This is a genomic window from Pseudomonas sp. NPDC090203 (assembly GCF_044746765.1).
In the GTDB taxonomy this organism is placed as follows: domain Bacteria; phylum Pseudomonadota; class Gammaproteobacteria; order Pseudomonadales; family Pseudomonadaceae; genus Aquipseudomonas; species Aquipseudomonas putida_AD.
In genome coordinates this window covers 20,333-41,290 of the sequence record NZ_JBIVCV010000023.1, presented here as the reverse complement: position 1 = coordinate 41,290, position 20,958 = coordinate 20,333, and the positions used below count along the sequence as shown (strand labels likewise).

The following is a 20,958-nucleotide window of genomic DNA, read 5'->3' as shown; positions in this document are numbered from 1 at the left end:
TCCTAGTGAGTCGGGCCGAGGAAGGCCAGCCAGCGGCGTTCGGCCAGGCGGAACAGGCCCACCAGCATGAAGGTGACCGCAAGGTAGATGAGGGCGGCGATGCCGAACGACTGGAAGGTCAGGAAGGTCGCCGAGTTGGCGTCCCGCGCAACCTTGAGGATGTCCGGCACGGTGGCGGTGAAGGCCACGGTGGTGGAGTGCAGCATCAGGATCACTTCGTTGCTGTAGTAGGGCAGCGAACGACGCAACGCCGACGGCATGATGACGTAGGTGTACAGGCGCCAGCCGGTCAGGCCGTAGGCCTTGGCCGCCTCGACCTCGCCGTGGTTCATGCTGCGGATGGCACCGGCGAAGATTTCCGTGGTGTAGGCGCAGGTGTTCAGGGCGAAGGCCAGGATGGTGCAGTTCATCGCATCGCGAAAGAACGTGTTGAGCATGGGCTGGTCGCGCACCACCTCCAGGCTGTAGATCCCGGTGTAGCAGATCAGCAACTGGATATAGAGCGGTGTGCCACGGAACAGGTAGGTGTAGAACTGCACCGGCCAGCGCACCAGCGGGTTGGGTGACACGCGAGCGATGGACAGCGGGATCGAGGCGATGAAACCGATGGCGATCGAGGCGCTGAGCAGCCACATGGTCATAGCAAGGCCAGTGATGTTCTGCCCGTCGGTGTAGAGAAACGCGCGCCAGTATTCTTGCAGCAATTCGATCATCGTTGAGCCTCCCGGCTGCCTGCGGCGTAACGCCGTTCAGCCCAGCGCAGGGCGAAGTTGGAGACGCTGGTGATGACCAGGTAGATCAGCGCCGCGAGCACCAGGAAATAGAACAGTTGATAAGTGCTTTTGCCCGCGTCCTGCGAGGCCTTGACCAGGTCCGCAAGGCCGATGATCGACACCAGTGCCGTGGCCTTGAGCACCACTTGCCAGTTGTTGCCGATACCTGGAAGGGCGAAGCGCATCATCTGCGGAAACACCACGAAGCGAAAACGCTGGCTGCGGCTCAGGCCGTAGGCGGTGGCGGCTTCGACCTGGCCACGGGGCACCGCGAGGATCGCGCCACGGAAGGTTTCGGTGAAGTAGGCGCCGTAGATGAAGCCCAGGGTGATGACACCGGCGGCGAAGGGATCGATCTCGATGTAGTCCCATTCCATCGCTTCGGTAAAGGTCGTCAGCCAGGTTTGCAGGCTGTAGAAGATCAGCAGCATCAGCACCAGGTCCGGTACGCCACGGATCAGCGTGGTGTAGACCTGTGCCGGAATCCGCAGGATCGCAGCCTTGGACAGTTTGGCACTGGCGCCCAGCAGGCCAAGCACGATGGCCAGCAGCAGCGACATTACCGAGAGTTTGACGGTCATCCAGGTGCCCTGAAGCAGCAGCGGGCCGAAGCCCTTGAGGCTGAACGCGGACAGTCCCAGGTTTTGCAGGAGAGTTTCGAACATGTGGAACCTATGCAGTCAATAAAAACGCCCATCGTGCTCAGAGGGGGGATTCGGATGACCCCCTGAACGCGACAGGCGTTTGTTTTCTTACTTACCGCTGTACAGATTCAGATCGCCGAAGTGCTTCTTCTGGATCTCGGCGTATTTGCCGTCATCGTGTAACGCTTTGATACCTTTGTCCAAGAGCGCTTTCAGGTCTTTGTTACCTTTGGCGATGCCGACGGCAGTCTTGGCTGGCAGCAGTGGATCGTCGATAGGCTTGCTGACTTCGTAGTCGGCGCCTTGTGGCGACTTCAGGAAGCCCAGTTCGGCTTGCAGCATGTCTTGTACGGAGGCGTCCAGACGACCGGACACCAGGTCAGCGTAAACCTGGTCCTGGTTGGCGTAGGCCTGGGTCTTCACGCCAGCCTTGTCCAGGATGGCCTTGGCGTAGGCTTCCTGAATGGTGCCTTGCTCGTAGCCAACGGTCTTGCCCTTGAGCGACGCGGTGTCAGCCGACAGGCCCGAGCCTTTCTTGTAGACCAGGGAAGTCGGGCCGGAGAACAGTTCGCTGGAGAAGTCGATGACTTTCTCGCGAGCCGGGGTGACGGTCATGGAGGAGATCACGCCGTCGAACTTGTTGGCTTTAAGACCGGGAATCATGCCGTCGAAATCGCTTTCGACCCACTTGCACTTGACCTTCAGCTCGGCACAGATCGCGTTGCCCAGGTCGATGTCGAAGCCCACCAGGCTGCCGTCGGCAGCTTTCGATTCGAACGGAGCGTAGGAAGGGTCAACGCCGAAACGCAGCTCCTTGTACTCCTTGGCCATTGCGTTGCCAGCGGCCAGACAGATGGCCAGTGCAGAGAGGGTCAGCCATGCTTTTTTCATCGTTCAGTCCTTAAAACCAAATTGAGCGTTGGGAACACGCGAAGGCTTGCTACCGGCGGGTGCCAGACTGAAAAAAGACAGCAATTTCCGAACCAAAGAGACGAACGTGCGTTTTAAATGTACGGAGTTGTCGCAATGATGACTTTGAGCCATCTATTGTCTTTTTATCAGGCGCCGCAGGCAGGGGGAGATTAGCGGAAATGGTTCGAAAGGGCGCGTAAAACTTGTGGGAGCGCGCTTGCCCGCGAACGCTTTTGAAGTACACAGGAAAATTCGAAACACTTTGCAAACCGAACGTGCGCAGGTCGCGGGCAAGCGCGCTCCTACACGGCGCAAATTTCATGACTCAAGAACGACCTCGTGCACCAGAACGGTGCTCAGGCCAGCAAATCCTGCAAGGTCGCCAGGGTGTCGGCCTCGGCCACAGGCTTGTCCAGCCGCCAGCGGAGCATCCTCGGGAACCTTACGGCGATGCCGCTCTTGTGGCGTTTGGACAAGGCGATGCCTTCAAACCCCAGTTCGAACACCAGGGTCGGGGTAACACTTCTCACCGGGCCGAATTTTTCCACCGTGGTCTTGCGGATGATCGCATCGACCTTGCGCATCTCTTCATCGGTGAGCCCCGAATAGGCCTTGGCGAAAGGCACCAGAGTTCGTTCGCTGGCGTCTGGCGGGCCGTCCCACACAGCAAAGGTGTAGTCGCTGTACAGGCTGGCGCGGCGTCCGTGGCCGCGCTGGGCGTAGATCAGCACGGCATCGACGCTGAACGGATCGATCTTCCATTTCCACCAGACGCCCATGTCCTTGGTGCGCCCCACGCCATACAACGCATCCCGCGCCTTGAGCATCATCCCTTCGACGCCGAGGCTGCGCGACGCTTCGCGCTGGCGCCCGAGGTCGAGCCAGTCCTTCCCGGTGAGCACCGGCGAAGGCATTAGCACCGGGCTGTTGGCCTGGGCGATCACCCGCTCCAGTTGAGTGCGTCGCTCATGCTGCGGCCGGCTGCGCCAGTCGTGGCCATCCCACTCCAGCAGGTCGTAGGCCAGGACCACCACCGGCACCTCGTCGAGGATCTTCTTGCCCAGCGTCTTGCGGCCGATGCGTTGTTGCAGCAGGGCGAAAGGCTGGACCGAGGGCGCAGATTCGCCCGGTTCGGCAGGCGAGGGCGTGCTGAGGGCGAAGGCGTTTTCGCCGTCGGGGGCGGGATTCGACGGCTTCCATACGACGATTTCGCCGTCGATGACCGTGCCATCGGGCAGGCATTGGGTCAGGCTGTGCAGCTCCGGGAAACGATCAGTGACCAGCTCCTCACCCCGCGACCAGATCCACAGTCGTCCTTCGCGCTTGACCACTTGCGCGCGGATGCCGTCCCACTTCCATTCCACCTGCCAGTTTTCGGCAGGGCCGAGCAGGGTCTCGAACTGGTCCACCGGTTGTTGCAGTGCGTGGGCGAGAAAAAACGGGTAGGGCTGGCCGCCGCGCTGGGCGTGTTCGTCGTCCGACTCTTCGGCGATCAGCTTCAGGTAGCCTTCGGCGCTCGGGCGATGGGACAGGTCGGTGTAGCCCACCAGGCGCTGGGCCACCCGTTTGCTGTCGATCTCGGCCAGCGCCGCCAGTGCCCGGGTCACCAGCAACTTCGACACGCCGACGCGAAAACTCCCGGTGATGAGTTTCAGGCAGACCATCAGCGACTGGCGATCCAGTTGCGCCCAGAACGTCGGCAGCCGCTCTTGCAATTCCTCCGGTGGCAGGCCGCGCAAAGGCAGCAGCTTGTTCTCCATCCAGCTCGCCAGGCCTTCGTCGGAGCTGTGCTCGGCCTGAGGCAGGAGCAGCGACAGGGTTTCAGCCAGATCGCCCACGGCCTGATAGCTCTCCTCGAACAACCATTCGGGCAACGCCGAAAGCTGCATCGCCTGCTCGCGCAGCAGGCGCGTGGGCACCAATTGACGAGGACGGCCGCCGGCGAGGAAGTACACAGCCCAGGCGGCATCTTCCGGTGCTGCGTGGGCGAAGTAGTGCTGCATCGCCGCAAGCTTGGCGTTGCTGGATGTGGTGGCGTCGAGCTGAGCGTACAGTTCGGCGAAGGCTTTCATGACGCAGTCTCTTGCTCGGGCTGCTCTTTGGCGGGCGCGTCGTCTTCTTCGTCGCCGTATTCGGTGGTGAAACCCTGTGCGTCCAGGCCCAGTTCACGCAGGTAGCGCACCAGCACCGCGACCGAGCCGTGGGTGACCATCACCCGTTCGGCCCCGGTGTTTTCGATGGCCCACAGCAGGCCGGGCCAGTCGGCGTGGTCGGACAGCGCGAAACCTCGGTCCACCCCACGGCGCCGCCGCGTGCCGCGCAACATCATCCAGCCGCTGGCAAAGGCATCGCTGAAGTCGCCAAACCGCCGCATCCAAGTGCTGCCCCCAGCCGAGGGCGGGGCAACGATCAGGGCCTGGCGCAGGGCCGGGTCGGTCTTCTTGAAGTCACCTGCGTACCGGGTTTCGGGGATTCGTATCCCGGCTTCACGGTAGACACGATTGAGCGGCTCCACCGCGCCGTGGACCAGGATCGGGCCGATGCTCGGGTCGATGCCGTGGAGGATTCGCTGGGCCTTGCCGAAGGAATAGGCGAACAGCACGCTGGCCTTGCCCACGGCCGCATTTGCCCGCCACCAGTCGTTGATCCCGGCGAAGATGTGCGCCTGGGGCTCCCACTGGTAGATGGGCAGGCCGAAGGTCGATTCGGTGATGAAAGTGTGGCAGCGCACCGGCTCGAATGGAGCGCAGGTGCCGTCGGGTTCGACTTTGTAGTCGCCGGACGCGACCCAGACTTCGCCGCCGTATTCGAGCCTGACCTGCGCCGAACCCAGCACGTGGCCGGCCGGGTGCAGGCTCAGTTTCACCCCGTGGTGGGTGATGGATTCGCCGTACTCGAGGGTCTGCAGGTTGATGTCCCGGCCCAGCCGCGAGCGCAGGATGCCTTCGCCGGGAGCTGCGGCGAGGTAGTGCTGGTTGCCGGTGCGGGCGTGGTCGCCATGGCCGTGGGTGATGACCGAACGCTCGACCGGACGCCACGGGTCGATATAGAAATCTCCGGGCGGGCAGTACAGGCCTTCGGGGCGGGCGATGACAAGGTCCATGGGCTTGGCCGGGGTGGAGGGCTTGTCAGGTAGAGCAGCGGGGGGATCGAGAAGTTCGGTCTGTTTACCTACAGGAGCGCGCTTGCCCGCGACAGCGGTGGACCAGATGCATCATCAACATCTGACCTGCCGCAATCGCGGGCAAGCGCGCTCCTACAGCGACAGCGGTGTGTCAGCCACATCGTCCACCCTGACTTACCAGGTCCCCCTGTAGGAGCGCGCTTGCCCGCGACAGCGGTGGGCCAGATGCATCATCAACATCTGACCTGCCGCCGCCGTTGTAGGAGTGAGCTTGCTCGCGATTGCGGTGTGTCAGGCAGCGGTGATGTGCCTGAAAGGACGAATCGCGAGCAAGCTCACTCCTACAGGTTTGCGTGTTGCCTGGGGTTACTTCCCAGGCGTCAGCGTCAACCGTTGCTTGCCATACACCTTCTCGAAATTCTCCGGTTGCATCGGCACCGACATGTACAGCCCCTTGACCCACGGATCGATTCCGTCGGCGTAATGAGGGCTGGCAGGGTTGCCCGACTGGCCGCCCGCGTTCTGCGCCATCATCGGTTCCTGCTGGGCGAAGTCGACGATCATGCGCATCGCCGGGATCACCGCTGCGTCGAAGTCCTGGCCCCAGTGGAAGCCCGAAGCGTTGAGCGTCGTGTGGTCGCCGCCGGCTGCCATCGGGCCCTTGATCGTGCTCGCCTTGCTACCCCCGAGGGCCGCGGTGATCTGCGCGCTTTGCGAGGTCCATTTGTACTGGTGCAGCTTGCCCCACTGCCAGGCCTTGTGGTCAGCACCCAACTGGCTTTCGCCGGCAGTGATTGCCGCCGCCAGGCTGCGGGCGAGGATCGCGGGTTTGTCTTCCTTCTGTGGGGTTTTGACGTCGTCCCAGTAAGGACTGTCCTCGCGCCCCAGCAGGTGGTCGGCCTGTGGCGAGTAGGAAAGGTCTGCGCTCTGCACCAGCGCTTTCCAGGCCGGGCTGCTTTCAGGGCCCAGTTCATCGAGGAAGATCTGCCGCGCGCTTTCCTGCAGGAACAGCTCATAGATCGCCGCGTCAGCCGACACCGGCGACAGGCGCCCGTCGAACGCCATCAGCCGGCTCAGTGCTTCGCGAGCCTTGTCGCGGTCGCCGGCCGGGAGTGCGTCGATGGCCTGTTTCAGCGGCGTGGCCATGCCCGGCGCTTCGAACATCTTCTTCAGTTTGGCCGCGAAGGTGGTGGTCTGGTCGTACTGCATGCCGATGGTGCTGCGGGTGTCCTGCTTGCCGCTGCCTGCCAGTTGCGCGATGCGCTCTGCACGCTCGGGGTAATCCCAGGAGTTGGACAACTGCATGCCATAGCCCTTGGGCATGGTGCGCTGGTTGGCCGTGGCGATCCAGCCTTGCTGCGGATCCTGATCGTAAGGATGCAACATGGCGTCGGCGTAACCGTCCCAGTCGAAACGGCTTTCCCAGCCCGGCGACGGAATCAGGCCCAGGCCTTCGCGACGGTTGGGGTAGCGGCCAGTGACCTGCCAGCCGGTGTTCGAGGCATCGGCGAACACCATGTTCAGGGTAATGCCGCGGATTTCCCGGGTGGTGTCGAAGGCGCGCTCCACGTTCTGCGCGCGCGTCAGGTCGAACAGTGCGTCCAGGGATTTGTCGTCCTTGGCGTCCGGGGTCTGCAGGGCGATGCCCAGACCGTTGGCCAGTTGCGCCGAAGCGCCGTTGAGCAGGCCGCCATGGCGCGTCGTGTAGGCCGCCTCGCGCACGGGCCGGTCACCGCGCACGAAATAGGTTTCCTCGTGGGCGCCAGCAGGCACCCACTTGCCGTCGGCCATGACCATCAGGCGGTTGCCTTCGCGCTTGAGTTTCTCCAGGAACAGGTCCTGGTTGTCACCCATGGCCGGGCCCATGCCCCAGGCCAGCTTGCCGTTGAAGCCCGACAGCACCAGCGGGAAACCGGCCACGGTGGCGCCTGCAGCCTGGTACTTGGGCGCGCGAATCTGCACGAAATTCCACATCGACGGCAGCGTGGCCGGCAACTGGCTGTCGGTGGCCAAGAGGCTCTTGCCGGCACGGGCGCGTTGCGGGGCGATCACCCAGTTGTTGGAGGCCGACACGCCCAGCAGGTTGAGGTCGGACAGTTGCAGGGCGGCCTTGTCCAGGTCGCTCAACCCAGGCAACTGAGTGCCCAGGTTCAGGCCCTTGAGTTTGTCTGCTTCGGCGAACGGCAACTCTTCGTCAGGGTAGGTCGGCAGCAGCCACGCCAGCTTCTCGGGCCCGACCTTCTGCGCCAGTACCAGCGAGGAAATCTCTTCCTGCAGGTTCACCGACAGGCTGAAGTTGAGCAGCGCGAAGATCAGCGCCGAGTCTTCCGGCTTCCAGTACTCGGGTTTGTAGCCAGCATCGGCCAGGTCCGCAGGCAGCTTGTCGCGGTAGCGGAACAGGTAGGCGTTGACGCCCCGCGCGTAGACTTCGAAGAAGCGCTTGAGACGAGGCGAGGAGGCGTTGTACAGATCGCCCGCAGTCTGCTTGAGGTTGGCGGCGCGCAGCATGCGATCCAGATCCAGCGCGCCGGGCCCTGCGATTTCCGACAGACGGCCCTGCGCCAACAGGCGCATTTGCACCATTTGCGAGATGCGGTCGCTGGCGTGAACGTAACCCAGGGTGAACAGCGCGTCATGGAAGGTGCTGCTTTCGATCAGCGGCATGCCCAGGTTGTTGCGGCGCACCGAGACGTTCTGCGCCAGGCCCTTGATCGCGTATACACCGCTGGTGGGCGGCAGGTTGTCACGGTCTTCGCCGCCCAGTTGGCATCCGGCGAGGCTCAACAGCCCCATCATGGCAGCGGCCGTGCCGAGTCGGGATTTCAAAGGAAAGCGGGCTGGCGAGGCCATGATGTAGCTCCTGCGGAGGGATGCGTTTGGAAACGCGCTACGTTAGTGAGCAGGCAGGCGCCGTGCAAGCGGAAGGCGGGGGTATTTTCACGATTTTGCAGCCCCCGTAGCAGCACGGCTTGCCGGCGGGGGCGGTGTGTCTGTATCGGATACGTCGACTGACATACCGCTCCCGCCGGCAAGCCGCGCTGCTACGGGGCGTGGGGTGACGTCAAACGTCCATCACGCGCCGTGGCATTTCTTGAATTTCTTCTCGCTGCCGCACGGGCAAGGATCGTTGCGGCCCACGTCCTTGAGCGCGTTGCGTGCAGGCTCCTGGGGTTCGTGGTTGCAGTGCGGACCGTGCACGTGGCCGTGGTCATGATGGTGGTCGTGATGGTCGTGATCGTGGTTGCAGTCAGGACCGTGCACGTGGGTTTGCTGGTTCATGGGGTTACTCCGGAATCAAATCGCCGGGGATTATCTCGCCATTGCGATCAATACGCACGCTGTGTCCGAAGATAAATCCGGTCTTGAGCTTGCCTTCCAGCCGGTAATGAATAGGCTGGTTGGGTTTGCCGAGCATCCGCGTGACGTCCTTGAGGTGTTCCCACAGGTTGGTGCGGATCGGCACCGTGAAATTGCGGTGGCTGTTGCCCTTGACGATGAACCAGTCGCTGTAATCGCCGTCTGCTATCAAGATGTCGTTGAGAATCACCTTGTAGCGCAGGCCGCGCACCCAGATGCTCGCGTCATTGGGATTGTCGACGCGAAAGCGCAGCTTCATGTCCTGCTTGAGCAGCTTGGCCTTGACCACGTCAACCCGAAGCAGCTTGACGTTGGCATCCTCGGCGCCGCCAGTGAACAGCGACGCACAGCCTGATGACGCCAGCATCATGAAGATGCAGAGGACCCGGATAAGTTTTGCCTGAAATACCATTGATTCACTCCCTGTCGGGTCTTGAGTCTAGCAGCAGCCGGTTCAGGGCAACTCGCCGTTCTAAAGAGCCTGCGCCATACTTACGCCATGTGTCGAAGGAGTATTGACCCATGAAGTTGTACGAAATTGTTTTTTCCGGCCAATTGGTACCCGGCGCACAACTTGATCGCGTCCAGGCCAACCTGGCCAAGCTGTTCCAGGCCGACGCCCAGCGCATCGCCTTGCTGTTCTCCGGGCGGCGGCTGGTGTTGAAGAACAACCTCGATCAGGCAGGCGCTGAAAAATATCGCTCGACCCTTGAGCGCGCTGGCGCCCAGGTACAGGTGCTGGAAATGCCGGGGCAGGTGACGGCCGAGCCGGAACCGGCGCCGGTCGAAGTGGAAGAGGTCGAACTGGCACCGCCGCCGGATGAGCCAAGCTGGACGCGCAGATCCTCATTGGTTGCGCCATTGGCGAAGGGTGAAGCCAAAGGCGGGCCTGCGTCAAAGCTCGAACCGCGGGACGTCTACATGGCGGCGTTCGTCGATGTCGAGGCGCCGGATTTCACCTTGTCCGAACTGGGCAAGGATGTGCAGGACCCCAAAGCCGCCCCGGTGGCGCCGCGCCTTGATCTGTCCGGCCTGAGCCTTGCGCCAGCGGGCAGTGACATGGGGCAGGAGAAATCCGAAGAGCATGTGCTGGTGCCGGATGTTTCACATCTGAAATTGGCGTGAGTCGCACGTTGTGGCAAAGAAACCCCTGCACACCACAAAGTCGCTGTAGGAGCGCGCTTGCCCGCGATTGCGTTGTGTCAATCACCCTTGTAGGGACAGATACTCAGCAATCGCGGGCAAGCGCGCTCCTACGGGAATGTCAAATCCGACTCAGGCCATATAGGCCGAACAACACTTCTTGAATTTCTGCTCACTGCCACACGGGCATGCATCGTTGCGTCCGGCCTTGAGTTGCACGGTGGGGTCGATGAAATACCAGCGGCCCTGGTTCTGCACGAACGCCGAACGCTCGTGGTGGCTGTGCTCGCCGCCTGCATCGTGCCAGCGGGCGGTGAAGGTCACGAACGCATGCTCGGGCTTGCCGCCCAGCAACTCGGCACTCTCGACTTCCAGTCCCAGCCAGGTGCTCTGCGCACTCCACTGGCTGATCGACTCCCGATCCAGACTGCCTTTCTGCACGGGCAGCGTGGTGTCCAGCAGATAGTCCACCAGGCCCAGTACGTAGGCGCTGTAGCGCGAGCGCATCAGGGCTTCGGCACAGGGCGCAGGATTGCCTGCGTGATAGCGACCGCAGCAGCCGTCCAGAAGGTCGCCGCTGCCACAGGGGCAAATTGCACTGCTCATGTTGCGGATCTCACCACCAATACTTGCCAAAGTTTTCCGGGTTGGCCCAGAACTTCGCGTTCAGCCAGTCCGGCACCTGTTTGTATTCGCGCAGGTCGTAGGTGAACAGCGTCAATACCTGATCGTCCCGGGCGAAGCGCTCGCTTGCTTGCAGGGCCAGCGAATAGAAATCGGTTGTCTGCCAGCCGCAGGCGTTCAGGTCGGCCAGAACGGCGATGCGGCTGGCGTTGAGGTTGCGGATGCCGCCCAGCAGCTCCAGGCCTGCGCGTTTGGGGATGTGTTCCAGGCAATCGACCACCAGCGCCAGATCGAAGCGCTGCCCGGCCAGGTCCGCAGGCAGCGGGCCAGGGGCGGCCTGCGCCAGTTCGGTGTCCGGGTGCGCGTCCTTGAAGGCCTGCAGGGCCGGAAAACTGTCGGCGCCGATCAGCAGCAGCCGCTTGGGCGCGTAGCGGTCCAGCAGGGTGGCCAGCGCTTGCTGGGGCGTGCGGGTGGAGAAACTGTCGGTCATCGAAATCCCTCAATTGAGCTCGCAAGGTTAGCCTGCCGAAGGATCGTGGCCTAGTGCTTGAACTTTTTTATCGCTGGCCATGACAAAGGCTACGAAGTAGAGGCAAATGGCTATTTCAATAAAACACCCGGTTTTCCTGCCTCTGGCGGGCTTTGAGAGTGGAAAACTGGCTAGGGGCCGTCTTTACTGCATTTCAGTCGGTTTAAGCCGATACCAAAGGAGAAGAACTGTATGAGCATGATTCGCACAGCGTTACCTCTGATTTTGGTTACCAGTGTGTTGACCGGCTGTGCCGGCTTGCAAAAAACCGACTGGCCTCTGTGCGCCGCCGGTGGCGCGCTCACCGGCGCTGCAATCGGTGCATTCCAGACGGCTTCCGTTGCGGCGGGGCTGGGTGGTGCGGTGGGTGTGATGGCGGGCGCCTATTGCTGGGTTCACGGTGACGGCGATGATGATGGCGACGGCGTTCTGAACAGCGTCGACAAGTGCCCGAACACGCCAAAAGGCACGCCTGTCGATGCGACCGGTTGCCCGATCGTGACGCCAGCGCCTGAGCCAGTAGCCCCTGTGGTGCTGCCGAAGGAAGAAGTCATCACGATCCGTGACGTGCATTTCGAGTTCAACAAGGCGACGCTGACTCCAGGCGACAAGCAACAACTGGATACGGTGGCTACCAAGTTGAAAACCGAGGCGTCCAACGTGCAACTGCATGTGAGCGGCCACACTGACAGCGTGGGCAGCGATGCCTACAACCAGAAACTGTCGGAGCGTCGTGCGCATTCGGTGACGGATTATCTGGTCGGTGCCGGTGTCTCGCGCAGTGCGTTCGTGTCGGTCGAAGGTGATGGCGAGAGCCGTCCTGTGGCGGACAACAAAACCGCTGAAGGTCGTGCGTTGAACCGTCGTGTCGAGATCAAGATCAATCGTTGATTGATGGCGCTACACAAAAGCCCCGCTTCGGCGGGGTTTTTCATGGGCCGAATCCGGCGTTCGAACCCATGACATTTTGACCTTCCTCTGGAAAAGTCGGCCCCTTCGCCGTACTGTGCGCGAAGCGTTTTTTTGCGCCAGAAAACTAAAAATACCAGGGGCGTGTCATGAAGCTGTTCTGCGGGTTGGGGAAAATCCTGACATTGGGATTCTGGGCGGTGGTGCTGGCCAGTCAGGCCATGACCCTGCCGGTGCCCTTCGAATTACTGTTCAAACTGGCGGGCGTGTTGCTGATCTCGGTTCACGTGCTTGAGCTGCTGTTTTTCAACGCCAGCCTGCGGGGGCGAGCGCATCCCTGGTCTGACCGTTTCAAAATCCTGATCTTTGGCATTTTTCACCTGCAATCCTTCGGTCGCCGGCAGGCGGAGGTTCACCATGCGTAATGCGTTGTTGATGACGGCGGGCGTGCTGTCGGCCCTGAGCAGCTCCCTGGTGTTGGCCCAGGCCATTTCGGTGGAGCCGCACTCGTTGATGCGCCTGCCGAGCAACACCAGCGTGTTGCAGCTGGATCGCCTGGAAGTCGCCGACTACGGCACCTTGCTGATTCCCGCCGGGTTGACCGAAGTGCAGGTCGGAAAACTGGTGATGGGCCATGAGTCGCGCATTGCGATCGTGCCCGGCACCGAGCCGTTCAAGCTGCAAGTCAGGCAGGGCGAGCTGGGCAGCGGTGCGCAGATCACCGCCCGTGGTGCGCCGGGCACCTTCGAGAAGGCGCCTTTGCCGGGTCGCAACCTGAACCTGCGGGTTGAGCAGCTGAATGCGGACCTGCTGTCCATCGATGCGCGGGGCGGTGCGGGTTCGCCCGGTTATGTGGGACTGGACGGCGGCAATGGCAAGGATCCGGGCTGCACCTGGGGCTCGGCCAGCCGTGGCTTCGACGGCGATAACGGTGGCAACGGCCGCGATGGCGCACCGGGCGCGCTGGTGCGTCTGGAACTGCCCCAGAGCTTTCCCGATGACCGGGTGAAGGTCAACGTGCAGGGCGGCGCCGGTGGCGTCGGCGGCGAAGGCGGGCGCGGCGGCAAGGGCGGTACGTCCAAGGGTTGTCTGGTGTACCGGGCCGACGGTGCCAAGTCGGGCAAGAACGGCGAGAAAGGCCAGACGGGCTCTGTCGGGCCAGCGGGCTCCGTCAGCGTCCGCAAGCTTTAACGTGCTGTAGGAGCGCGCTTGCCCGCGACCGCAGGGTGTCAGACACCTTTTTGTTGTCTGACACCCTGCGGTCGCGGGCAAGCGCGCTCCTACGGGTGGGGTAGGTTGGCGTGCCGCAAAAAATTAGAACCCCGGCCGCGCTGCGGCGATCGCCACCACTGCAATCCCCACCAGCAGATTGATACCCACCAGCCGCCGGATCCCGCCCAGCGCCGCGGCCCCTTCGGCCCATTGCTCTGCCGCCACGGCCTTCTGCAACTGCGGCAGGTTCAGGGTCGAGATGCGCAGAAACAACGCCACCATCACCACATACAGCCCGATCATCACCTGCACATAGCGTGGCGCGGTCTGGAAACCGCTGAAATTGATGTTGATCATCCCGATCCCCGTGACCGGCAGCATGATCACCGCGCACCAGACCCAGACGAAAAATCGCGGAAACACCTGCGCCCACAACTTCAGCCGCATCGGGCCTTCGAGGGCTGCGATGACCGCTGGTCGCAGAATCATCCAGGCAAAGAACATCCCTCCTACCCACAAGACCGCAGATAACACATGCAAGGTGTAGACAAAGGCTACAGGCGACATCGAGAACTCCGATCTGCACAGAAAGAATTAGCGCGGTATGATAGCCGCCCCGCTGCGACCACTGATAATTTATCCAGCGTTTTTTCATTTGCAACCCTGTGACGCCGAGCCAGCTACCCAGCCCATGATCAGTACCGAACTCAAATCCCAGATTCAGGGCGCCTATTCGCGTTTCCTCGAAGCCAAGAGCCTCAAGCCTCGCTACGGCCAGCGTTTGATGATCGCCGAGGTGGCCAAGGTGCTGGGCGACGTCGAGACCGACGAGGAAGGCCGGCGTTCGGGGGATCCTGCGGTGGTCGCGGTCGAGGCGGGTACCGGTACCGGCAAGACGGTGGCCTACGCCATCGCCTCCATTCCCACCGCCAAGGCCGCCGGCAAACGGCTGGTGATCGCGACGGCGACCGTGGCCCTGCAAGAGCAGATCGTGCACAAGGACCTGCCGGACCTGATGCGCAACAGCGGCCTGAACTTCTCGTTCGCCCTGGCCAAGGGCCGGGGGCGCTACATGTGCCTGTCCAAGCTCGACATGCTCCTGCAAGAAGGCAACGCGCAAAGCGCCACGGCCCAGTTGTTCGAGGAAGAAGGCTTCAAGATCGAGGTCGATGAGGCCAGCCAGAAGCTGTTCACCACCATGATCGAAAAGCTGGCGGGGAATAAGTGGGACGGCGACCGTGACAGTTGGCCGCAAGAGCTGGCCGACCAGGACTGGGCGCGGCTGACCACCGACCACAGCCAGTGCACCAACAGGCATTGTCCGAATTTTCAGCAGTGCGCCTTCTACAAGGCTCGCGAAGGTATGGGAAAAGTCGACGTCATCGTCACCAACCACGACATGGTCCTTGCCGACCTGGCGCTGGGCGGCGGTGCTGTCCTGCCCGATCCGCGGGACACCCTTTACGTGTTCGACGAAGGCCACCACCTGCCTGACAAGGCCATCGGCCATTTTGCCCATTTCAGCCGCCTGCGCTCCACCGCCGACTGGCTGGAGCAGACCGCCAAGAACCTCACCAAGTTGCTGGCGCAGCACCCGTTGCCCGGCGACCTCGGCAAGCTGATCGAGCAGGTGCCGGAGCTGGCCCGGGAGATCAAGGCGCAACAGCAGTTCATGTTCACTGCCTGCGAGCAACTGGCCGACTTCAAGACCGGCGAAGACATGGAAGGCCGCGAGCGTCCGCGCCATCGTTTCGTGGGGGGCGTGGTGCCCGAGCACATGCGCGAGATGGGCATCGAGCTGAAGAAGGGTTTCGCCCGGCTCGACGACCTGTTCACCCGCCTGACCGAACTGCTCAAGGAGGGCATGGATGGCGAGGTGAACATCGGCATCGCCAGCCACCAGGCCGAGGAATGGTACCCGTTGTTCGGCAGCCTGCTGGCCCGTGCCCACGGCAACTGGGAGCTGTGGACCGCCTTTACCGCAGAAGACCCTGAAAACAGCCCGCCCATGGCGCGCTGGTTGACCCTGGCCGAAAGCGGCTCGCTGTTCGACATCGAGGTCAATGCCAGCCCGATCCTTGCGGCCGAAATGCTGCGCCGCAACCTGTGGAACGTGGCCTACGGCGCGCTGGTCACCTCTGCGACGCTGACCGCGCTGGGCAAGTTCGACCGCTTCCGCATGCGGGCCGGCCTGCCCAAGGATGCGGTCACCGCCGTGGTGCCGAGTCCGTTTCATCATTCCGATGCCGGCGTACTGCGCGTTCCGGATCTGAACGCCGATCCGCGCAATGCCGCCGAGCATACCGCGGCGATCATTCGCGAACTGCCGGGGCTGGTCGAGGGCTCCAAGGGCACGCTGGTGCTGTTCTCGTCGCGCAAGCAGATGCAGGAAGTGTTCGATGGCCTGGAGCGCGACTGGCGCAAGCGGGTGTTCATCCAGGGCAACCTGTCCAAGCAGGAGACCCTCAACAAGCACAAGGCGCGGGTCGATGGCGGCGATGAAAGCGTGTTGTTCGGCCTGGCCAGCTTCGCCGAAGGCGTCGACCTGCCGGGGGCTTACTGTGAGCATGTGGTGATCGCCAAGATCCCGTTCGCCGTGCCGGATGACCCGGTGGAAGCCGCGTTGGCCGAGTGGATCGAGGCTCGCGGCGGCAATCCGTTCATGGAAATCGCCGTGCCCGATGCATCGCTCAAGTTGATTCAGGCCTGTGGCCGCCTGCTGCGCACCGAGCAGGATCGCGGCATCATCACCCTGCTGGACCGGCGAGTGGTCACCCAGCGCTATGGCAAGGCGATCCTCAATGCGTTGCCGCCGTTCCGTCGCGAAATTTCCTGAAACCCATCGGGGATGAAACGGGGTTGATCGGGTCTTATCTCGGCCTGCCTGAGCATCGCGGCTAACGCCCTTGCTCGGGTGTCCGAAGATTCTGGAGCCCCGATCCCATGATTCGCCCCACGCTGTCCGCCGTTCTCGCACTGGCCTGCATTGCACCTGTGTACGCGGCGCCCGATGGTCAGCAGACACTGTTCAACTTTGTGCGTCCTGCCGATGTGGTGCAGGTCACCACACAGGACGCCACGCTGCCCCAGGCCAACGCCGAGCAGACGCCTGAGGGCGATGTGCTGCGCCGGGTGACTTTCAACCCGGCCGCCAACCCCAGCCTGAGCTTGACCCCACAGAGCGGCGTCTGGGACTGGAGCGCCGACAGCGCCATGACCCTGCGCCTGCAAAGCGCGATGGACTGGGCGCTGACGCTGCATGTGCGAATCGAGAGTGCCGACGGCAAAATCCTGGACAGCCGCATCGACCTGCCGGCGGGCCCTGCGCAAACCCTGATCGTGCCGCTCAAGGCCAGCTCCCCGCTGAGCCAGGGCATGCGCGTCGGGCCGCCCATGCCCTGGACTTACGAAGGCCAGCGCGTGCTGCTGGCCAGCACCGAGGGCGATCTGGACCTGGCCCAGGTGAAGTCGGTGACTGTGTCGATGTCCCGGCCTGACGTTGCCCAGAGTGTGCTGATCGAGAAATTCGGTGTGCAGCAGGGCGATGCGGTGATGAAGGCCGCCTACAGCAATCTGCTGGACGGCTATGGCCAATACACCCGTGGCAAATGGCCGGACAAGATCACCAGCGATGACCAGCTCAAATCCCTGGCGGCCAAAGAGCAACAGCAGCTCAAGGGCTGGCTCAAGGACCGCCCGGCCCATGACAAATACGGCGGCCTGCTCAAAGGCCCGACCTTCGAGGCCAGGGGCTTCTTTCGGACTGAAAAGCGCAATGACCGCTGGTATCTGGTGACCCCCGAAGGCCACCCGTTCTACTCCCTGGGCGTCAACGCCATCGCGGCGGATGACAGCCAGACCTACGTCGAAGGGCGAGAATCGATGTTCGGCAGCCTGCCCGGCAACGATGACCCGCTGGCGGTGTTCTACGGCACCGGCAATGACCACCGCGAGACGGGGGCGAGCAAGGGGCGACAGTTCGATGCAGGGCGCTGGTTCGATTTCTACGGTGCCAACCTGCAGCGCACCTATGGCGTGCAACCGGTCAGCCTGGATCTGAAGCGCTGGACTGACCACACCCTGCAACGCCTCGAGGCCTGGGGCTTCAACACCATCGGCAACTGGAGCGAGCCCGAGCTTGGCAACCGCGGGCGCGTGCCCTACACCTTGCCGCTGTCCATCGTCGGTGATTACGTCAGCATCAGCACCGGCCACGACTGGTGGGGCGGCATGCCCGATCCGTTTGATCCGCGTTTTGCCATGGCCACCGAGCGCGCGGTGGCCATCGCTGCACGGGATCACCGTGACGATCCCTACCTGATCGGCTACTTCGCCGACAACGAACTGGCCTGGGCCGGGCCCGGAAACGATCCGAAGGACCGTTACGCGCTGGCCTATGGCACGCTGAAACTGACCACCGACGTTCCGGCGAAGCGGGCGTTCCTCAAGCAACTGCGCGACAAGTACCGCAACCAGGAAGGGCTGTCCAAGGCCTGGGGCATCGATCTGCCGGCCTGGGAGTTGATGGAGGATCCGGGGTTCGAGCCGCCGCTGCCGAACCCCGAGCATCCGGAGATCGAGAACGACTTCAGGCATTTTCAGCACGTGTTTGCGCAGACCTACTTCAAGACCATTTCCGATGCCTTGAAGTGGCACGCGCCCAACCACCTGCTGCTGGGCGGACGTTTCGGTGTCAGCACCCCGGAAGTGATTCAGGCCTGTGCCCAGTACTGCGACGTGCTGAGCTTCAATCTGTATGCGCTCAAGCCCCAGGACGGCGTGGACTTCGCGCAGCTCAAGGTGCTGGACAAGCCGGTGCTGGTCAGCGAGTTCCATTTCGGCTCGCGGGATCGCGGACCGTTCTGGGGCGGCGCCGTCGAAGTGCCTCGCGAAGAAGACCGTGGGCCTGCCTACGCCAACTTCCTGAAAAGCGCATTGGCCGAGCCTTCGATTGTCGGTGTGCACTGGTTCCAGTACCTGGATGAGCCTGCCACCGGGCGCATGCTCGATGGCGAAAACGGCCATTTGGGGTTGGTGAGCATTACCGACGTGCCGTATCAGGGGTTTGTCGAAGCGGTGCGCAAGGCCAATGGGCAGGTGATTGACGTGATCGGCAAGCCACAATGACCCGTAGGAGCGCGCTTGCCCGCGACGGTGGTGTGTCTGTAACGAATGTTCCGCCTGACACACCGCCATCGCGGGCAAGCGCGCTCCTACAGGTTTTGTCGTAAGTCTGACAGCGTGCCGCTGTTCCCAAACCGCTCAATCGCTGGAACAATGCACGCCATTTTTCTGCAGCCTGACCGGAGGGCGACACCGTGCAGATCCAGGGTCATTTCGAGCTTCAATTCGAAGCCGTGCGCGAAGCCTTTGCCGCATTGTTCGACGATCCGCAAGAGCGCGGCGCTGCGCTGTGCGTGCAGATCGGCGGCCAGACGGTGCTCGACCTGTGGGCAGGCTGTGCCGACAAGGACGGCGCCGAGGCCTGGCACACAGACACCATCGCCAACCTGTTTTCCTGCACCAAGACCTTCACCGCAGTCACCGCCCTGCAGTTGGTGGGCGAGGGCAAGCTGAACCTGGACGAGCCGGTGGCGCGCCTGTGGCCTGAATTCGCGGCTGCGGGCAAGCAGGCCATCACCCTGCGCCAGTTGCTGTGCCACCAGGCCGGATTGCCCGCCCTGCGCGACATGCTGCCGGCCGAAGCGCTCTACGACTGGCAAGCGATGACCGACGCGCTGGCTGCCGAGCAGCCCTGGTGGACGCCGGGGCAGGGGCACGGTTATGCCGCGATTACCTACGGCTGGCTGGTCGGCGAAGTCATCCGCCGTGCCGAAGGGCGCGGGCCGGGTGAGTCCATCGCGGCGCGCATCTGCCGGCCGCTGGGGCTGGATTTCCACGTCGGTCTGCCGGACGAGGAATTCCATCGCGTGGCCCATATCGCCCGCGGCAAGGGCAACGTCGGCGATGAAGCGGCCCAGCGCCTGCTCCAGGCGACGATGCGCGAACCCACCTCCATGACCGCCCGCGCGTTCACCAACCCGCCGTCGATCATGACCAGCACCAACAAACCCGAATGGCGGCGCATGCAACAACCTGCCGCCAATGGCCACGGCAACGCCCGCAGCCTTGCCGGGTTCTATAGCGGTTTGCTCGATGGCAGCCTGCTGGACGCCGAGCTGATCAACGAGCTGACCCGCGAGCACAGCATCGGCCAGGACAAGACCCTGCTGACCCAGACCCGCTTCGGCCTGGGCTGTATGCTCGACCAGCCCGAGGTGCCCAACGCCACCTTCGGCCTGGGCGGCAAATCCTTCGGCCATCCTGGCGCCGGTGGTTCGGTGGGGTTCGCCGATCCGGAGCGCGATGTGGCCTTTGGCTTCGTCACCAACACGCTGGGCCCCTATGTGTTGATGGATCCCCGGGCACAGCGTCTGGTCCGGGTGCTTGGTGAGTGTTTGCAATAACTGTCGCTGATAAGTGCTTGTTCTACCGACTGTCAGTTAAACCGCCCATATGGGAACCGTAGGGCGGTTTCTTTTTCCAACTCGGCGTTTATGCGTGTTATATGGGCGCTGCTTCGTTCATTTTCTGATCAATTTTTTGTGGGTCACCCATGTCTGCCAACAAAAGTCTCGCATTTGCACTGTGCCTCGCCGTTACCGGTTGCGCGCAAACCCCTCAGGACTCGTCGGCCAGCAACGACCATTGGTGGTCGTTCGGCTCCGGCAACAGCGCCGACGCTGCCAAGGCCGCGCCGGTGAAGACTGCGGCCAGCCCGGCTGCCGCTGAAGTGGCCAAGACTGAAGCCGAGAGCGGCAGCCACTGGTACTGGCCGTTCGGCTCCGACCACGGCACCACCGAGAAGAAGCCGGAAGTGGCAGCGACCAAGCCGAGCGCCCCTGAAGTCGCCAAGGCCGATACCGGCAGCAAGTGGTGGTGGCCATTCGGCGGCAGCGAAGCGAAGAAAGACGCAGCGCCTGCCTTGCCGAAGATCGACCCGAAAGTCACCCAGGCCTGGCTCGACCTCAACGAGCCGAAAGTGCGCGAGGCGATCAAGGACAGCAAGTTCGAACTCGAGCGCCGTGAAGACGTGCTGGTCGTGACGGCACCGGTGGACAGCACCTTCAACCCGGACCGTCCGGAAATGCTGCTGCCGATCAACCTCGGCCCGATCACCCGCATGGCCAAGCTGGTCGAAGGCGATCAGAAATCCGCCGTGCTGGTACTCGGCCACGCCGACGTCGCCAGCGACAGCAACCTCAAGATCAGCCAGCAGCGCGCACAGTCGGTGGCGGCGATCTTCCGCCTCAGCGGCCTGGAGCGTAATCGCCTGAACCTGCGCGGCATGGGCGCGGCAATGCCTCGTGTCACCGCAGATACCGCTTCGGCGCGTGCCCAGAACCGTCGTGTTGAAGTGATCCTCACGCCGCAGGATTCCATGGTCGCCTTGTTGGCCAAGTACAACCTGCCAGCGGTACCGGCGCCGACCATGGTCGCTGTGAAGGAAGCCCAGCCAGCAGTCGCCCCGGCACCGGCCACCAAGGCCGCGCCTGCCAAATCCGCCGCCCCGGCCAAGAAGGCAGCGCCGACCAAGGCTCCCGCAACCAAGAAAGCGCCTGCCAAGAAAGCCACTGCTACCAAGGCCAAGGCCGCACCCGCCAAGCCTGCCGCCAAGAAAGCAGCCAGCGACGCGCAAGCCAGCAGCAACTGAGGGTAATATCGCTATCC

The 20,958-nt window shown here is 62.9% G+C and carries 19 protein-coding genes; 8 read left to right on the top strand and 11 right to left on the bottom strand.

All coding sequences use genetic code 11. From position 1 onward, the window contains the following. Window positions 1-2: 2 nt before the first annotated feature. From ACIPO9_RS27280 to ACIPO9_RS27245, 8 genes are all read right to left on the bottom strand, one after another. Window positions 3-713 carry an ABC transporter permease gene (locus ACIPO9_RS27280; RefSeq protein ID WP_274134608.1) on the bottom strand — a complete coding sequence of 237 codons (711 nt, stop codon included), beginning with the start codon at window positions 711-713 and terminating at the stop codon, window positions 3-5. Continuing rightward, window positions 710-1,438 carry an ABC transporter permease gene (locus tag ACIPO9_RS27275; RefSeq protein WP_274134609.1) on the bottom strand — a complete coding sequence of 243 codons (729 nt, stop codon included), beginning with the start codon at window positions 1,436-1,438 and terminating at the stop codon, window positions 710-712. The genes ACIPO9_RS27280 and ACIPO9_RS27275 overlap by 4 nt, the downstream gene beginning before the upstream one ends. Before the next feature lie 87 nt (window positions 1,439-1,525). Beyond that, window positions 1,526-2,308: a transporter substrate-binding domain-containing protein gene (locus tag ACIPO9_RS27270; protein WP_274134610.1), complete on the bottom strand. Its 783-nt coding sequence runs from the start codon at window positions 2,306-2,308 to the stop codon at window positions 1,526-1,528. Between the two features lie 377 nt (window positions 2,309-2,685). Further along, on the bottom strand, window positions 2,686-4,401 hold the full coding sequence (locus ACIPO9_RS27265; RefSeq protein ID WP_400784439.1) for an ATP-dependent DNA ligase: 1,716 nt from the start codon (window positions 4,399-4,401) through the stop codon (window positions 2,686-2,688). After that, window positions 4,398-5,432 (bottom strand): ligase-associated DNA damage response exonuclease, encoded by a 1,035-nt coding sequence (locus tag ACIPO9_RS27260; protein WP_400784438.1) that lies wholly within the window; start codon window positions 5,430-5,432, stop codon window positions 4,398-4,400. The genes ACIPO9_RS27265 and ACIPO9_RS27260 overlap by 4 nt, the downstream gene beginning before the upstream one ends. A 387-nt stretch (window positions 5,433-5,819) precedes the next feature. Next, a complete protein-coding gene (locus tag ACIPO9_RS27255; protein WP_400784437.1) occupies window positions 5,820-8,303 on the bottom strand; it encodes a penicillin acylase family protein in 2,484 nt (827 codons plus the stop codon). A 222-nt stretch (window positions 8,304-8,525) separates the two neighbouring features. Continuing rightward, window positions 8,526-8,732, bottom strand: coding sequence for an SEC-C metal-binding domain-containing protein (locus ACIPO9_RS27250; protein ID WP_274134614.1), 207 nt, complete (start codon window positions 8,730-8,732; stop codon window positions 8,526-8,528). A gap of 4 nt (window positions 8,733-8,736) precedes the next feature. Then, on the bottom strand, window positions 8,737-9,222 hold the full coding sequence (locus ACIPO9_RS27245; protein ID WP_274134615.1) for an LEA type 2 family protein: 486 nt from the start codon (window positions 9,220-9,222) through the stop codon (window positions 8,737-8,739). A 110-nt stretch (window positions 9,223-9,332) separates the two neighbouring features. On the opposite strand from ACIPO9_RS27245, the gene ACIPO9_RS27240 reads away from it, so the two are divergent. Continuing rightward, window positions 9,333-9,935: a hypothetical protein gene (locus tag ACIPO9_RS27240; RefSeq protein WP_400784436.1), complete on the top strand. Its 603-nt coding sequence runs from the start codon at window positions 9,333-9,335 to the stop codon at window positions 9,933-9,935. 150 nt (window positions 9,936-10,085) lie between these two features. Here ACIPO9_RS27240 and ACIPO9_RS27235 read toward each other — a convergent pair whose 3' ends face one another. Both ACIPO9_RS27235 and ACIPO9_RS27230 read right to left on the bottom strand, forming a co-directional pair. Next, window positions 10,086-10,559, bottom strand: a complete 474-nt coding sequence (locus ACIPO9_RS27235; RefSeq protein ID WP_400784435.1) for a YchJ family protein — start codon at window positions 10,557-10,559, stop codon at window positions 10,086-10,088. A gap of 10 nt (window positions 10,560-10,569) precedes the next feature. Next, window positions 10,570-11,067 (bottom strand): DUF6231 family protein, encoded by a 498-nt coding sequence (locus tag ACIPO9_RS27230; protein WP_400784433.1) that lies wholly within the window; start codon window positions 11,065-11,067, stop codon window positions 10,570-10,572. A 231-nt stretch (window positions 11,068-11,298) separates the two neighbouring features. On the opposite strand from ACIPO9_RS27230, the gene ACIPO9_RS27225 reads away from it, so the two are divergent. From ACIPO9_RS27225 to ACIPO9_RS27215, 3 genes are all read left to right on the top strand, one after another. Next, window positions 11,299-11,997, top strand: a complete 699-nt coding sequence (locus ACIPO9_RS27225) for an OmpA family protein (RefSeq protein ID WP_274134619.1) — start codon at window positions 11,299-11,301, stop codon at window positions 11,995-11,997. Window positions 11,998-12,164: 167 nt separating this feature from the next. Next, entirely contained in the window at window positions 12,165-12,440 is a 276-nt protein-coding gene (locus tag ACIPO9_RS27220) for a DUF1145 domain-containing protein (protein ID WP_274134620.1), read from the top strand. Further along, window positions 12,433-13,206, top strand: coding sequence for a collagen-like protein (locus ACIPO9_RS27215; protein ID WP_274134621.1), 774 nt, complete (start codon window positions 12,433-12,435; stop codon window positions 13,204-13,206). The genes ACIPO9_RS27220 and ACIPO9_RS27215 overlap by 8 nt, the downstream gene beginning before the upstream one ends. 123 nt (window positions 13,207-13,329) lie before the next feature. Here ACIPO9_RS27215 and ACIPO9_RS27210 read toward each other — a convergent pair whose 3' ends face one another. Then, window positions 13,330-13,794: a CopD family protein gene (locus ACIPO9_RS27210; protein ID WP_274136718.1), complete on the bottom strand. Its 465-nt coding sequence runs from the start codon at window positions 13,792-13,794 to the stop codon at window positions 13,330-13,332. Window positions 13,795-13,918: 124 nt separating this feature from the next. On the opposite strand from ACIPO9_RS27210, the gene dinG reads away from it, so the two are divergent. From dinG to ACIPO9_RS27190, 4 genes are all read left to right on the top strand, one after another. Further along, window positions 13,919-16,063 (top strand): ATP-dependent DNA helicase DinG, encoded by a 2,145-nt coding sequence (dinG, locus tag ACIPO9_RS27205; RefSeq protein ID WP_274136719.1) that lies wholly within the window; start codon window positions 13,919-13,921, stop codon window positions 16,061-16,063. Between the two features lie 107 nt (window positions 16,064-16,170). Then, window positions 16,171-18,354 (top strand): beta-galactosidase, encoded by a 2,184-nt coding sequence (locus ACIPO9_RS27200; protein ID WP_400784431.1) that lies wholly within the window; start codon window positions 16,171-16,173, stop codon window positions 18,352-18,354. Window positions 18,355-18,545: 191 nt separating this feature from the next. Continuing rightward, the gene (locus ACIPO9_RS27195; protein ID WP_400610753.1) at window positions 18,546-19,694 is read left to right on the top strand and encodes a serine hydrolase domain-containing protein; all 1,149 of its coding nucleotides are present in this window, start codon (window positions 18,546-18,548) and stop codon (window positions 19,692-19,694) included. A gap of 149 nt (window positions 19,695-19,843) precedes the next feature. Next, the gene (locus ACIPO9_RS27190; protein ID WP_400784430.1) at window positions 19,844-20,941 is read left to right on the top strand and encodes an OmpA family protein; all 1,098 of its coding nucleotides are present in this window, start codon (window positions 19,844-19,846) and stop codon (window positions 20,939-20,941) included. Window positions 20,942-20,958 lie beyond the last annotated feature (17 nt).